This window comes from Kitasatospora sp. NPDC028961, assembly GCF_055564815.1.
Genome location: NZ_JBVHVO010000024.1, coordinates 25732 through 40441, shown reverse-complemented (window position 1 = coordinate 40441; position 14710 = coordinate 25732). Strand labels below are relative to the sequence as shown.

The following is a 14710-nucleotide window of genomic DNA, read 5'->3' as shown; positions in this document are numbered from 1 at the left end:
ACTCCCCGGGGGATCGGAGCGCTCTAGGGGGCGCGGCTGCCGCACGGTAAGCTCACCCCCCGATGAGCACGCACGAACCATCCGCGGACCGCGACGGCTGTCCCGCACCCACCGGTGCGGACTCGCCGTCGCGGTCCGCGGCCGTTTCCACGACCGCGCCCGCCGCGGCGCCGGTGCCCGCCACGGCGCCGATGGTGGAGCCGGTGGTCGAGCCGGGCACCCGGCGCGTCCCCGAGGCCCAGGCGCCCCGGGAGGCGGTCCCGGAATCCGCAAGGACCTCGGCCGACGGCTCGGTGGAGGACTCGGCGGACGCTTCCGCCGACGTTTCGGTGGACGAGCCCGGGGTGGCGCCCCGTTCGCGCTCGCGTGACCTCCTTCTGCTGGTGGGTATCTGCCTGCTGTCCCTGCTCCTGGTGAACGCCTTCGTGGCGCGGCCGTTCGCGGTGCCGTCCGGGTCGATGGAGAACAGCCTGCGCCCGGGCGACCGCCTGATCGCGAACCAACTGGCCTACTCCTTCGGAGGGCATCCGCAGCGCGGTGATGTCGTGGTCTTCGACGGGAGGGGCTCCTTCCTGCGTGGGTCGGCCGAGCCGACCGGGTTCGGGAACGCACTGCGCTCGCTCGTCCGGGACCTCGGACTGGCGCCGGCCGACGACTCGGTCTACGTCAAGCGCGTCATCGGCGTCGGCGGGGACCGGGTGACCAGTACCGGGCCGGGCGCGCGGATCACCGTCAACGGCGTGCCGGTCGACGAGTCCTCCTACCTCGCACCGGGGGACGAGCCGTCGAAGGTGGCCTTCGATGTGGTGGTGCCGGCCGGCAAGCTGTGGGTCATGGGGGACCACCGCGATGCCTCCCGTGACTCGCGGGACCACCTGGGTGAGCCCGGTGGCGGGTTCGTGCCCGAGGGCAAGGTGATCGGACGGGCGGAGTGGGTGGTCTACCCGGTCGGCCACTGGACCGGCCTGGACCGGTCGGCGGCGTTCGCCGCGGTAGGGGGGACCGGTGGCCATGGGGACCAGAGGTAGGGGCCGCCTGGCGGACCGACCGTCCGACGCGGTACCGGACGATCCGGCGGGAGCACGCGGACCGGGGGCGACCGGCCCGGAGGCAGCGACGCCCATCCGCGGGCGGGCCGACCGTCGGCGTACCGCCCGCCGGGCCGCGCGCCGCCGCAAGCGCTCGCTCCTGCACGAGATCCCGCTGATCGTCCTGGTGGCACTGCTGGTGGCACTGGTGATGAAGACCTTCATGGTGCAGGTGTTCGTCATCCCCTCCGGTTCGATGGAGCAGACCATCCAGATCGGCGACCGGGTGCTGGTGGACAAGCTCACCCCCTGGTTCGGTGCCGAGCCGGGGCGCGGCGACGTCGTGGTGTTCAAGGACCCGGGTGGTTGGCTGGAGGCCGACCACAAGCCGTCCACGGACGGGCCGGTGCTTCGCGGGGCGAAGCAGGTCCTCACTTTCGTCGGGCTGCTGCCGTCCGACAGCGAGCAGGATCTGATCAAGCGGGTGATCGGTGTCGGCGGGGACACCGTGGAGTGCTGCGACGAGCAGGGCCGCCTCAGCGTCAACGGCACGGCGGTGGACGAGCCGTACCTGTCGCCGGGCAACCCGCCGTCCCGCCAGCCGTTCAAGGTGAAGGTGCCGCAGGGGCGGCTCTGGGTGATGGGCGATCATCGGGACGTGTCGGCCGACTCCCGTTTTCACATGGGTAATCCGGGGCAGGGCACCATCCCACTGAGTGGTGTGGTCGGTCAGGCGTTCGTGGTGGCCTGGCCGGTCGGCCGGGTCCATCAACTTGATGCGCCGGGTTCACTCTCCTCGCTGGCCCGGTCCGCGGACGTCCGTGGAACTGGGCCGGAAGCGATGGATGTTGGGCCGCTTCCGAAGGAACCTCCGCTCGTTATGGGTGTGTTGGGCATCCTTCTGCTCATCGGCCGAAGGCCTGGGCGGCCTCGGGAGTAGGCCCGGCTGACCGGTGGAGGGCCGGCCGGCGTGCGTGGGAGCGCGAGCCGGATGCCTGGGAGTGATAGAGAAGTGCTGGTGCGGCCGGTACGCGACAACGGCCGCGTCCGGAGGCTGTGCCGGTGTCAGGTGTCCCCCAAGAGGGCGGCCCTGGGGCCGGGGCACGGTCGATGGTGGAGGTAGTGCCCGCTGTGCGGCACTGTGAGCGCGGACGCGCAGGCGTCCGCACAGCTGGGAGGAGACGTTGTGGGGGATTTGGTGATCGGCGCCCGCTCAGGCGCCGGAGAGCCCGAGGGCTCCGGTCATCGGGCGGAACGGTCGACGGAGTCCGCAGTGTCTTCGAGTTCCGCGGAGGACGCGGCGGTTCAGTCCGCGGACGAGCAGGGCAGTGGTGCGGGCGACGGTTCCGACGCCCGGGACGACGTGAGCTCTGACGGCGGGTCGGAGGAGAAGGCCGGCGGCAAGGAGCACAAGCAGCGCTCGTTCTGGAAGGAACTGCCGATTCTGATCGGCATCGCGCTGGTCCTGGCGCTGGTGATCAAGACTTTCTTCGTCCAGGCGTTCTCCATTCCGTCGGAGTCGATGCAGAACACGCTTCAGGTCGGTGACCGCGTCCTGGTGGACAAGCTGACCCCGTGGTTCGGAGCCGAGCCCGAGCGGGGCGAGGTCGTGGTGTTCCACGACCCGGGCGGCTGGCTGGCGGACGAGCCCACCAAGCAGAGCGACAACTCCTTCGTGCGGGGGGTGCAGGACGTGCTCAGCTTCGTCGGCCTGATGCCCTCCGAGAACGAGAAGGACCTGATCAAGCGGGTCATCGCGGTCGGTGGGGACACCGTCGAGTGCGAGGGCGAAGGGCCGGTCAAGGTCAACGGGATCGCTCTCAACGAGCCGTATGTGTTCCCCGGTAACACCCCCTGCGGGACGAAGCCCTTCGGCCCGGTGAAGGTGCCGGACGGCCGGATCTGGGTGATGGGCGACCACCGCGCGGACTCGCTGGACTCCCGCTTCCACATGGACCAGCCGGGTGGCGGCACCGTTCCGGTGGACGAGGTCATCGGACGGGCCTTCGTGGTGGCCTGGCCGATCAACCACTGGTCGACGCTGCCGGTGCCGGACACCTTCGACCAGAAGGGTCTGGCGGCGGCCGTGCCGTTCGTTCCGCCCGTGGCCGGGGCGGTCGGCGCGGTCGGCCTGCTTCCGCTGGTGCGCCGGCTGAAGGGCCGGTCGGAGCGCGCGAAGCAGTCCTGACCACCACCGGGTCGCCCCCGGGTCTTGCGCGGGCCGTGGTACCGACGAGTAATCTGCTCGGACGTGCCACGGCCCGCCGGGTTTTCCGCCTGTGGCCCCGGCGTGCCATGAGCGGTCCCGGGTCAGGCAGGGGTGGATGGTTTCGATGAGCAGTGTCGCGACACCGACGGCGGACCGCCCGCCCGCGACCGGACGGTCCCGGCCCAAGCCGGCCGCGGTGCTGCAGGGCGTGCTGATCGGGCTCGGTCTGGTCCTGCTGGTCGGCGGATTCGTGGTCATGGCGCTGGACTACCGGCCGTACGGCATTCCGACCGGCTCGATGACCCCGACGCTCAAGGTCGGGGACACCGTCGTCGCCCGGCAGATCGACGGCAAGGACGTCGGCCGGGGTGACGTCGTGGTCTTCCGCGACCAGGCGTGGGGCGGTGAACTCATGGTCAAGCGCGTGGTCGCGGTCGGCGGGGACACCGTGGCGACCATCGGGGACGACCAACGGCTGACCGTCAACGGCAAGCCGGTGGAAGAGCCGTACCTGGAGGCGCAGGGCCCGCAGGGGAGCGCGTTCAGCGTGGACGTGCCTCCTGGCCGGCTGTTCCTGCTGGGAGACAACCGGCAGGGGTCGCTCGACTCCCGCCTCCACCTGGAGGTCGACGGCGGCACGATCCCCGCCACCGAGGTGGAGGCCCGGGTGGAGGCCACCGTTCTGCCCTTCGGCCGGACGGGTCTGTTCGCCCGCACCACCGCCTTCGACGCGCTCGGTGGGCCGAAGGCCGGCGAGCCGGGACCGTTGGAGCCGGCCTTCTACGCCACCGTTGTAGGCGCGGCGCTGATCGTCGTGACCTGTGGAGTGAGCGGGGCGGCCGGTGTGGCCCGCCGGCTGGGACGCCGCCGCGACGCTTGAGGGGTGCCACAGCCGCCGCTCCGGCGGGCGCCGCCGCCCCGGTCGGCGGCGCAGCCTCAGTTCGAGCCGGCGCCGACGGCGGCGCGACCGCCGGTGACCGTGGCCCGATCGCTCTGCCGAACATCGCCCCGGCAGGTCCCGCCGGGTGGCAGGATCGAGGGGATCGGCCCGACGAACGAGGGGAGGGGGGAGGGCGGCGATGACGGCCAAGCACCGCAAGGCTTCACGGATCCTGCTGTTGGACGGGCAGGACCGCCTGCTTCTCTTCCGGGGCTCGGATCCGGTGGTGCCGGACGTCACCTGGTGGTTCACCCCCGGAGGAGGCCTGGAACCGGGGGAGAGCATTCGCGAGGCCGCGGTGCGCGAGCTCGCCGAGGAGACGGGGCTGCGGGGCGTGGACCTGGGGCCTGTGGTTGCGTACGACACGGTTTCGTACTCCTTTCGGGAGCAGCGCTACGAACAGGAGCAGTGGTTCCACCTGGCCCGGACCGTGGAGACGGTGCTCGATCATTCGAGGATGGGCAGGGACGAGCACGCCGAACTGCTCGCGGCACGCTGGTGGACGGTCGAGGAGCTGGGGGAGACCGCCGAAACGATCTATCCGATCGGGCTGGCGGACTTCGTGGGGCGACTGCTGGCCGAGGGGCCGCCAGTCACGCCGGTAAGGCTCTGAGGGTGAGTGCGGTGGTCCACAATGGGTGGACGTGACAAGTTGAGGGGACGCCTGGATGAGTGCCGAAGATCTCGAGAAGTACGAGACCGAGATGGAGCTCAAGCTCTACCGGGAGTACCGGGACGTCGTCGGCCTGTTCAAGTACGTGATTGAAACCGAGCGACGCTTCTACCTCACCAACGACTACGAGCTGCAGGTGCACTCGGTCCAGGGCGAGGTCTTCTTCGAGGTGTCGATGGCGGATGCGTGGGTCTGGGACATGTACCGGCCGGCCCGGTTCGTCCGTAAGGTCCGGGTGCTGACCTTCAAGGACGTGAACATCGAGGAGCTCGCGAAGAGCGATCTGGAGCTGCCCTCGGACGAGCCCGGGTTCGGGAACTGACGTTGGACCGCTCGGTCCCGCGGTGTCCAGGGGAATTTCGACTTTCCCGGGATTCTCACCCCTGCGAGTGACAGAAGTTATCCACAGGCCCGGGTTATCCACAGGAAATAGCAACCCTCTGGCCGTGCCCCGGGTCGCACGGAAACCTCCGCGTCGGAGGTGGTCACCGTGCAGGACACCAAGCGCACCACGCGTAAGCAGAGTGAGACGCCCAAGGCCCGACCGAGTGGGCAGGCCCGGCGCAGGGCGGCGAGGGCACCGGAGGAGCACCAGGCGGAGCTGTCCGGGCTCGGAAACGGGCCGGCTCCGCCGCGCACGGAGCAGGCCGACCCGGAGCAGGCCGGTCCTGAGCGAGCCGTTCCCGAGCAGGCCGGTCCTGAGCGGGGCGGTCCGGGGAAGGCCCTGTCGGGGCGCGGCACGAACAACGGGCTGGGCCGCTATGGGGAGCGGGTCGCCGCTCGGCGGCTCGCCGAGAGCGGCCTCAGGATCCTGGACCGCAACTGGCGCTGCGTCGAGGGCGAGCTGGACATCGTCGCCCTCGACGGCGACACCCTGGCCGTCTGTGAGGTGAAGACCCGCTCCGAGCGGGGATTCCAGCAGCCGAGCGAGGCCATCGACCGAGCCAAGGCCGCCCGCCTCCAGCGATTGGCGGAGCGCTGGGTGGCGGAGCGCTGGCCCGGCCACTTCGCCAGGCTGGCCGGCCCCGGGTACAGCCCCGCGCCGGCGGACCCGCAGTGGCCGCCCGTGCCGCCCGGCGGCGTCCGGATCGACCTCGTGGCCGTCATCAACCGGGCCCGGGGCGCCGCCTCGGTGGACCACCTGAGGGGGGTGGTCTGAGATGGCCTTCGCCCGTACCTGTTCCGTCGCGCTGGTCGGCGTCGACGGTGTGATCGTCGAGGTCCAGGCCGATCTGGAGCCCGGAGTCGCCGCCTTCACCCTGGTCGGTCTGCCCGACAAAGCCCTCTCCGAGGCCCGCGACCGGGTGCGCGCGGCCCTGGTGAACAGCGGCGAGGTCTGGCCGCAGCGAAAGCTCACCGTCGGACTCAGCCCCGCCTCGGTACCGAAGAGTGGCAGCGGCTTCGACCTCGCGGTGGCCTGCGCCGTCCTCGCCGCCGCCGAGCGGTTGGATCCGTCCTCCATCGCCGAACTGCTGATCATCGGCGAGCTGGGGCTCGACGGGCGGGTGCGCCCGGTACGCGGCATCCTGCCGTCCGTGCTCGCCGCCGCCGACGCCGGCTACCAGCGGGTCGTGGTGGCCGAACAGACTGCCGCCGAGGCCTCCCTGGTCCCGGGCGTGACCGTCATCGGCGTGCGCAGCCTGCGGCAGCTCGTCGCCGTCCTGACCGGCGCACCCGAGCCGGAGGAGCCGCCCGACCGGATCAGCGGCCGCCCGGATCCCCTGATGGCCGGGTTGATGCTCCCCACCGCAGGGGTGCGCGGACTGCCCGACGACCGGGCCGCCCGGCTGGACCTGGCGGACGTCGCCGGCCAGTACGAGGCCCGACGCGCGCTGGAGATCGCCGCCGCCGGTGGTCACCACCTGTACTTGAAGGGTCCCCCGGGCGCGGGCAAGACCATGTTGGCGGAGCGGCTCCCGGCGCTGCTGCCGCCACTCACCCAGAAGGAGGCCCTGGAGGTCACCGCCGTGCACTCGGTGGCCGGACTGCTCCCGGCCGGTCGGCCACTGATCGACTGCGCGCCGTACTGCGCACCGCACCACTCCACCACCATGCCGGCCATCGTCGGCGGCGGCAGCGGCCTGCCCCGACCGGGTGCGGTCTCGCTGGCCCACCGGGGTGTGCTGTTCCTGGACGAGGCGCCGGAGTTCCCGGTCAGGGTGCTCGACGCGCTGCGCCAGCCGCTCGAATCGGGGGAGGTGGTGATCGCCCGATCGGCCGGATCGCTCAGGCTGCCGGCCAGGTTCCTGCTCTGCCTGGCCGCGAATCCCTGCCCCTGCGGGCGGTACTCGCGGCGGGGCGAAGGGTGCGAATGCACTCCGGCGATGGTCAGCCGGTACCAGGGGCGGCTGTCCGGACCGCTGCTCGACCGGGTGGACCTCCAGGTCCAGGTCGCTCCGGTGACCAGGGTCGAGCTGATGGAGCGGGACACCACGGCGGAGAGCACCGCGACCGTGGCGGCCCGGGTGCTTGCCGCGCGGGAGCGCGCGGCGGCACGGCTGGCGCACACACCGTGGCGGACCAATGCCGAAGTGCCCGGCCATGAGCTGCGGACCCGATGGCAGCTCGGCCCCAACGCGCTGAACGATGCCGCGCGACAGCTGGAGCGCGGTCTGCTGACCGCCCGCGGCCTGGACCGGGTGCTCAGGGTCGCCTGGACGGTCGCCGATCTCGCCGGGCGGGAGCGGCCGGACCAGCGGGACGTACGGACGGCCCTGGTGCTCCGCACCGGTGTGGAGCAGGGGCTGCCGTTGACCGAGCGCTCCTTCGGCCGGCTCGGCGGCGAGCCGCTGCCGCCGGCCGGGCCGAAGGGCGACCGGCTGCTCCGTGCCGGTCCACCTGCCGCGACACCCGATCAGCGGCCGAGCGACAAGGAGACCTGAGCATGAACCAGACGATGAACCACCCTCAGCACCCCTCCGAAGCGGGGCGGGACGCCGAGCCCGAGCGTCTCGCCAGGGCAGCGCTGAGCAGGCTCAGCGAACCGGGCGACGCCGTCCTGGGCCGGTGGCTCACCCAGCTCGACGCCGCCGACGTCGTCCGGGCGATCCGGGACGGCACCGTCCCCGACCATCCGGGCCTGGACGCGGAGCGGCTCGCCGCCTACCGGGCCAGGCTGGTCGACGTCGACCCCGTCGCGGACCTGGAGCGAGTGCGTACGGCCGGTGGACGCTTCATCATTCCGGGCGACACGGAATGGCCGAGCCAACTCGACGACCTGGGAGCCGGCAGACCGCTCGGGCTCTGGGTGTCCGGGACGGGTTCCCTGCGACTGCTCGCCCTCCGCTCGGTCGCGGTCGTCGGCGCGCGGGCCTGCACGGCCTACGGAGCGCACGTCGCGGGGGAGCTGTCGGCGCAACTGGCCGAACGCGGGTGGGTGGTGGCCTCCGGCGCGGCGTACGGGATCGACGCGGCCGCCCACCGGGGCGCGCTGGCCGTCGGGGGGATGAGTATCGGAGTCCTCGCCTGCGGGGTCGATGTGGCCTACCCGAGGGGCAACGCCCAGTTGATCCGACGGATCGCCTCCCAGGGACTGCTGCTGAGCGAGCTTCCACCGGGGGAGCACCCGAACCGGTTCCGGTTCGTGCTGCGCAATCGCGTGATCGCGGCCCTCACCCGAGGAACGGTGGTGGTCGAGGCGGCGTTGCGCAGCGGGGCGCTGAGTACGGCCAGACGCGCCCGGGACCTCAACCGGCACACGATGGGTGTCGCCGGTCCGGTGACGTCGGAGCTCTCGGCCGGAGTGCACGCCCTGATTCGCGGCGGCGCCACGCTGGTCACCGACGCGGCGGAGGTGGCCGAGCTGATCGGCGCGATCGGTGACGACCTCGCGCCCCAGCGCGGCGGGCCGGTGCTGCCGAGGGACCTCCTGGAGCCGGTCGTGGCGAGGGTCCTGGAGGCGGTGCCGGCGACGGCGGAGGGTGCGCCGGTGGAACGCCTGGCCCGGCAGTCGGGTCTCCCGCCGGACGAAGTGCTGCACCGGCTCTACGAGTTGGGGTCACTCGGCTTCGTGGAACGGCACGGTGCCCACTGGCGACTGGTGCGTGGCCGGTGACCGATCGGGCGGATCAGGACGAATCGGGAGGCGGCCGGGTGCGCCGCCGTCGGCGGGAGGTGGGGCGGTGAATCGCCGGTCGAGGCGTTCACCCCCGCCGCCGGGCACCGGCGACACGAACGCCACCGGATCGGGGGACGACCGAGTGGCGGTAGCACATTGCAGTGAGTCGGTCACGCTACGCTCGCCATGCCTTCCCTATCAGCACATGACTCGGCAGAACGGCGCAGACCAACGCATGCCCACACACATTCCCGGACACAGAGTGACCGGTGGCGCCCGGTCCTCGGGAGGGCCGCGGACCGAGCGGCGCCCCGTGACCGAGTTCCCGCCCAAGGCGACGGGTGCGATGGGGGCCCTTGCCCGGCAGGGTGGCCGACCGGCGCACACCGGCGCGTACGCCGGTCGGCCGGACGAGCCCGGTCCGCCGGACGCTTCCGAAGCGGCCGGTACGTCCGAAGTGGCTACCGCCCCCGACGTGGCCGCCGTCCCCGGCCCGGCCCAGGGCCAGGACGCCGCGCCCGTACTCGCGGAGACGTCCACACCCGCGGAGGTGCCCGCTCCCGTCGGGACGCCGGCACCACGGCGGGAGTCGGGCGTCGGCTCCGACCGCACGGCGCTGGAAGCGCTCTGGCGCTCCTACAAGGAGACGGGCGACCAGCGATTGCGGGAGCAGCTGATCCTGCACTACTCACCGCTCGTCAAATACGTGGCGGGCCGGGTCGGGGTCGGTCTGCCCTCCAACGTCGAGCAGGCGGACTTCGTCTCCTCGGGTGTCTTCGGGCTGATCGACGCGATCGAGAAGTTCGACATCGATCGGGCCATCAAGTTCGAGACCTACGCGATCAGCCGGATCCGCGGCGCGATCATCGACGAGCTCCGGGCCCTGGACTGGATCCCGCGTTCGGTGCGGCAGAAGGCGAAGGCGGTCGAACGGACGTACGCGACCCTGGAGGCCCGGCTGCGCCGCACACCGCACGAGCCCGAGGTCGCGGCCGAGATGGGCATCGCGATCGAGGACCTGCACGCCATCTTCAGCCAGCTCTCCCTCGCCAACGTGGTGGCGCTGGACGAACTGCTCCACCCGGTGGGCGAGGGCGGGGACCGGCCGAGCCTGGGCGACACCCTGGAGGACCGCGGCGCGGACAACCCCGTGGAGGTGGCCGAGGACCGGGAGCTGCGCAGACTGCTGGCACAGGCGATCAACACCCTGCCCGAGCGTGAGAAGACCGTCGTGACGCTCTACTACTACGAGGGCCTCACCCTCGCGGAGATCGGCCAGGTGCTGGGGGTGACGGAGAGCCGGGTCAGCCAGATCCACACCAAGTCGGTGCTGCAGTTGCGAGCCAAGCTGTCGGACATCCGGTAGCGGCCCCTCCGCCATCCGGTAGCGGCCCCTCCGGCGCCCGATCGTTCAGCAGCTCCGACCCGTTGCGGGCCGCCTGCGGGGTGCTTCCGGCCTGCTGCCGGATCCCCTCCACGCACCCCGTCATGCGCGGCGCCGTATCGGCGGGGTGTAGGGCTCCGTACAGTGGGACAGTGCCGAAGATCCGAGCGGCCACTTTGGCCGAGCACCGACAGCTGCAGCGGGCAGCCCTCCTCGATGCTGCCCGCAGCCTGCTCACCGAGGGGGGAATGGATGCCCTGACCTTCCCCGCGCTCGCGGCGCGCACCGGTCTGGCGCGCTCCTCGGTCTACGAGTACTTCCGTTCCCGCGCCGCCGTGGTCGAGCTGCTCTGCGAGGTCGACTTCCCGCTCTGGGCGGCCGAGATCGAGGCCGGGATGGAGAGCTGCGACACCGCGGCGGCCCGGATCGAGGCCTACGTCCGAGGTCAGCTCGCGCTGGCCGGGGACCCTCGGCACCGGGCGGTGGCGGCGATCTCGGCGCTGGAGCTGGACGAAGCGGCGCGCGAGCGGATCCGGGCGGCCCACGGCAAGCTCGTCGGCCTGGTGGTCCAGGCCCTCCAGGACCTCGGTCACGAGCAGCCGCGGCTGGCTGCCGGGCTGCTCCAGGGAATCGTGGAGGCCGCCGTTCGGCAGGCCGAGCAGCGTCCCACCGGTGGACCGGCCCCGAGCCAGGAAGTGATCGCGGACGCCGCGGTCGCGCTCGCCCTGCACGGCCTGGGCGGGAGCTGATCGAGCCGGTCTCAGCGCTCCCGTCCGAGCACCGCTCTCAGCGCTCCCGTCCGAGCGGGAGCAGTCGGGCCGCACCGGCTCCGAAGAGGGCCAGGGGATCGAGGTACCGGTCGCCGCGCAGCAGCCCCCAGTGCAGGCAGTCGTGGCCGGCGCAGTGAACAGCACCGGGGGTGAGCTGCCCGATCACTTCGCCGGCCGTGACGGTAGTGCCGGTGGCGAGGCTCCCGGTGACCGGCAGATAGGTGGTCCGCAGCGGCGGAGATCCTGAGGCCGGGTGGGTGACGGTGACCACCGGCCGGCCCGCCACCAGGCCGGAGAAGGAGACCACCCCGGGGGCGGCCGCCCGGATGTCCGCACCACCCGTGGCGGCGAGATCGACGCCCCGGTGTCCGGCGGCCCATGGTGTGGCCGGTGCCTCGAAGCGCCTGACCAGCCCACCCGGACCGCCCACCGGCCACGCCCGTCCGTCCCCGGAATCGGCACCGCCCCCAGAACTGCCACTGGCGCTGGCACTGGCACTGGCACCGGCACCGGCATCCACGGAGTCGCGCGAGCCGTGCCCCGCCGTCTCGGCGGCATGGCCCACCGGCCCCGGCAGAACGGTCAGCAGCAGGGCCGTCACCGTCACAAGCGCGAGCAGCAGCAGCCGGCGGTTGGGTCCGGGCCCCGGCCCGAGTGGCGGAGGCGACGACAAGCCCCCGACCCCGCCGAGGGCGCCGGACGACGCGGTGGTGGACGACGTGATCCCGGACGGCGCGGCGGCGGAGACGGGCGGAACGAACGGAGCGGTGGCTTCCAGGGCGGTTGTCATGCCGCCGAGGTTCTCCGGGGTGCGCGAGCCCGACCAGCCCCACCCCGATTCCTGTGGACAACCGGCCCCTGTGGACAGCCACCATCCCTCCCACGGGTGACGCGCCCCGAGTGCACCCCCGGCGCGAGCTCCTCCGAGCACGCCCCCGCACCCACCCCTGCACGCACGCCCCCGCACCCACCCCTGCACGCACGCCCCCGCACCCACCCCTGCACGTACCCCCTCGCCCCCACCCCCCCGGCCTCCCTACCCCAGCCCGGGCCAGGCCGCCCCACCGCCCCCGCGGTCCTGCCCCCGTCCACCGCCCCACCGGCCGTCCCGGCACGGTCCCGTCCACCCTCCCTCCCGCTTCCCCGCCCGCCTCCCCACCGACCTCCGGTCCCTGTGGAGTCGCCCGCGGCTCGGCGCTTCCCGTACACTTCACACGCGACCCGGTCCGCCGGGTCGACTTCGCACGCCCCGCCACCGGTGGACGGATGCGGCTCAGCCGCCGCCCCCGCCAGGTGCGAGTGCCGCTCGGTCCGCCGAGCCCGAAGGGTCTCCGGACCACTCGGGCCGAAGCGGCTCGGCACGTTCGGGGCGTCAGGCGTGGCTGTCACCTGACTGTCACGGACAAAACCGAGCCTGACCCGGCCGTACGCAGACGCCGAGCGGGGAGCGCCACCGCGCGACCCACCACGTCGACTGCGCGGAGCCGGGCGCAACACCTTAGGAGTACGGCTATGGCCGTCGTCACGATGCGGGAGCTGCTGGAGAGCGGCGTCCACTTCGGTCACCAGACCCGCCGCTGGAACCCGAAGATGAAGCGCTTCATCATCACGGAGCGCAACGGCATCTACATCATCGACCTCCTGCAGTCGCTGAACTACATCGACCGCGCCTTCGAGTTCATCAAGGAGACCGTTGCCCACGGCGGCAGCGTCCTCTTCGTCGGCACGAAGAAGCAGGCCCAGGAGGCCATCGCCGAGCAGGCCACCCGCGTGGGCATGCCCTACGTGAACCAGCGCTGGCTCGGCGGCATGCTGACCAACTTCCAGACCGTCTACAAGCGCCTTCAGCGGATGAAGGAGCTCGGCGAGATCGACTTCACGGACGTGGCCGGCTCCGGCCTCACCAAGAAGGAGCTCCTGGTTCTGGAGCGCGAGCACACCAAGCTCGAGAAGACCCTCGGCGGTATCCGCGACATGCAGCGCGTTCCCAGCGCCGTCTGGATCGTGGACACCAAGAAGGAGCACATCGCTGTCGGCGAGGCCCGGAAGCTCAACATCCCGGTCGTCGCGATCCTCGACACCAACTGTGACCCCGACGAGGTCGACTACAAGATCCCGGGCAACGACGACGCGATCCGCTCCGTCACCCTGCTGACCCGTGTGATCGCCGACGCCGTCGCCGAGGGCCTCAAGTCCCGCGCGGGTGTCGCCAAGGGCGACGCGAAGGCCGAGCCGGGCGCCGACCAGCCGCTGGCCGACTGGGAGAAGGACCTCATCGAGGGCGAGAAGAAGGCTGAGGAGGCTCCGGCCGCCGACGCCGACGCCGCCACCGAGGCCCCCGCCGCCGAGGCTGCTGCCGAGGTCGAGGCCCCCGCCGCCGAGGCCCCCGTCGCCGAGGCCGCGGCCGCCGACGAGGCTCCGGCCGAGCAGGCCTGACGTACCAAGGGTGAGGGGCACTCGCCGGTACGACACCGGTAAGTGCCCCTCTCTCCCGTGCCGGGACCGGACCAGTGGTCCCGGCACAACCCCACGCAGACACGCGAGACGCGAGAAGAGATTCACACCATGGCGAACTTCACCGCCGCGGACGTCAAGAAGCTCCGTGAGCTCACCGGCGCCGGCATGATGGACTGCAAGAAGGCTCTGGACGAGGCCGAGGGCAACGTCGACAAGGCCGTCGAGCTGCTGCGCATCAAGGGCCAGAAGGGCGTCGCCAAGCGCGAGGGCCGTGACGCCTCCAACGGCGCCGTCGCCGCGCTGATCGCCGAGGACAAGAAGTCCGGCGTTCTGGTCGAGATCAACTGCGAGACCGACTTCGTCGCCAAGGGTGACAACTTCGTGCAGGTCGCCGACGCGATCGCCGCCCACGTCGCCGCGTCCGCTCCGGCCGACCTGGACGCCGCGCTGGCTTCCGAGATCGAGCCCGGCAAGACCGTCCAGCAGTTCGTGGACGAGGCCAACGCCACCCTGGGCGAGAAGATCGTCTTCCGTCGCTTCGCCCAGTTCGCGGGTGACGGCTTCGTCGCGGTCTACCTCCACAAGACCAGCCCCGACCTCCCGCCGGCCGTCGGCGTCCTGGTCGAGCTGGACAAGGAGAACGCCGAGGTCGCCAAGGACGTCGCGCAGCACATCGCCGCCTTCGCGCCGAAGTACCTCTCCCGCGAGGACATCCCGGCCGAGGACATCGAGAACGAGCGTCGCGTCGCCGAGGCCACCGCGCGCGAGGAGGGCAAGCCCGAGGCTGCCCTGCCGAAGATCGTCGAGGGTCGCGTCACCGGCTTCGTGAAGGAGTTCTCCGTCCTGGAGCAGGCCTTCGCGAAGGACAACAAGAAGACCGTCGCCAAGGTCCTCGAGGAGAACGGCGTCGCCCTCAAGCGCTTCGCCCGCTTCCGCGTCGGCGCCTGAGCCACGTTCCACCGGACTCCCGGCACGTTTAGGCTGGGAACCGCCCCCGCCCGCTGACCAGGGCGGGAGGGACGCGCCGAACGGGCTCACCCAGCGTCATCCGTCTATGGGCGGGCCGCGTCGGCACCATGAACGACGAGGAGGCCATTGCCGTGCAGGACACCGTACCGGTTCCCGCGGCAGTGGCCTCCTCGCGTGTACGCGCAGGTCGGGGATCCGCACACCCGCGCCTGTGAACCAGTAG

14 protein-coding genes are annotated in these 14710 nt (G+C 71.9%); 13 read left to right on the top strand and 1 reads right to left on the bottom strand.

The features are described from left to right. Positions 1-62: 62 nt before the first annotated feature. The 11 genes from lepB (ACZ4UX_RS29155) to ACZ4UX_RS29105 all read left to right on the top strand — a co-directional run bounded on the left by lepB (ACZ4UX_RS29155) (position 63) and on the right by ACZ4UX_RS29105 (position 11040). Entirely contained in the window at positions 63-1028 is a 966-nt protein-coding gene (lepB, locus tag ACZ4UX_RS29155; RefSeq protein WP_465708838.1) for a signal peptidase I, read from the top strand. A gap of 187 nt (positions 1029-1215) precedes the next feature. After that, complete coding sequence (gene lepB / locus ACZ4UX_RS29150) at positions 1216-1968, top strand: signal peptidase I (RefSeq protein WP_465708837.1); 753 nt, start codon at positions 1216-1218, stop codon at positions 1966-1968. A gap of 246 nt (positions 1969-2214) precedes the next feature. Beyond that, entirely contained in the window at positions 2215-3216 is a 1002-nt protein-coding gene (gene lepB, locus ACZ4UX_RS29145) for a signal peptidase I (RefSeq protein ID WP_465708836.1), read from the top strand. Positions 3217-3361: 145 nt separating this feature from the next. Next, positions 3362-4117: a signal peptidase I gene (gene lepB / locus ACZ4UX_RS29140; protein ID WP_465708835.1), complete on the top strand. Its 756-nt coding sequence runs from the start codon at positions 3362-3364 to the stop codon at positions 4115-4117. A 199-nt stretch (positions 4118-4316) separates the two neighbouring features. After that, entirely contained in the window at positions 4317-4790 is a 474-nt protein-coding gene (locus ACZ4UX_RS29135; RefSeq protein ID WP_396491292.1) for an NUDIX hydrolase, read from the top strand. 55 nt (positions 4791-4845) lie between these two features. Then, a complete protein-coding gene (locus ACZ4UX_RS29130; RefSeq protein ID WP_030306725.1) occupies positions 4846-5172 on the top strand; it encodes a DUF2469 domain-containing protein in 327 nt (108 codons plus the stop codon). A 402-nt stretch (positions 5173-5574) separates the two neighbouring features. Continuing rightward, the gene (locus tag ACZ4UX_RS29125; RefSeq protein WP_359807895.1) at positions 5575-6009 is read left to right on the top strand and encodes a YraN family protein; all 435 of its coding nucleotides are present in this window, start codon (positions 5575-5577) and stop codon (positions 6007-6009) included. 1 nt (position 6010) lies between these two features. Further along, on the top strand, positions 6011-7732 hold the full coding sequence (locus ACZ4UX_RS29120; RefSeq protein ID WP_465708834.1) for a YifB family Mg chelatase-like AAA ATPase: 1722 nt from the start codon (positions 6011-6013) through the stop codon (positions 7730-7732). 2 nt (positions 7733-7734) lie between these two features. Next, positions 7735-8904, top strand: coding sequence for a DNA-processing protein DprA (dprA, locus tag ACZ4UX_RS29115; protein WP_465708833.1), 1170 nt, complete (start codon positions 7735-7737; stop codon positions 8902-8904). Between the two features lie 478 nt (positions 8905-9382). After that, the gene (gene whiG, locus ACZ4UX_RS29110) at positions 9383-10273 is read left to right on the top strand and encodes an RNA polymerase sigma factor WhiG (protein WP_465708861.1); all 891 of its coding nucleotides are present in this window, start codon (positions 9383-9385) and stop codon (positions 10271-10273) included. A gap of 194 nt (positions 10274-10467) precedes the next feature. After that, positions 10468-11040 (top strand): TetR/AcrR family transcriptional regulator, encoded by a 573-nt coding sequence (locus ACZ4UX_RS29105; RefSeq protein ID WP_352291695.1) that lies wholly within the window; start codon positions 10468-10470, stop codon positions 11038-11040. Between the two features lie 37 nt (positions 11041-11077). Here the strand turns inward: ACZ4UX_RS29105 and ACZ4UX_RS29100 are convergent, their stop codons facing one another. Continuing rightward, positions 11078-11851 (bottom strand): M23 family metallopeptidase, encoded by a 774-nt coding sequence (locus ACZ4UX_RS29100; RefSeq protein WP_465708832.1) that lies wholly within the window; start codon positions 11849-11851, stop codon positions 11078-11080. A 722-nt stretch (positions 11852-12573) separates the two neighbouring features. Here ACZ4UX_RS29100 and rpsB point away from each other — a divergent pair. Continuing rightward, positions 12574-13497 carry a 30S ribosomal protein S2 gene (gene rpsB / locus ACZ4UX_RS29095; RefSeq protein ID WP_329489779.1) on the top strand — a complete coding sequence of 308 codons (924 nt, stop codon included), beginning with the start codon at positions 12574-12576 and terminating at the stop codon, positions 13495-13497. 129 nt (positions 13498-13626) lie between these two features. Then, positions 13627-14466 (top strand): translation elongation factor Ts, encoded by an 840-nt coding sequence (gene tsf, locus ACZ4UX_RS29090; protein ID WP_329489780.1) that lies wholly within the window; start codon positions 13627-13629, stop codon positions 14464-14466. Positions 14467-14710 lie beyond the last annotated feature (244 nt).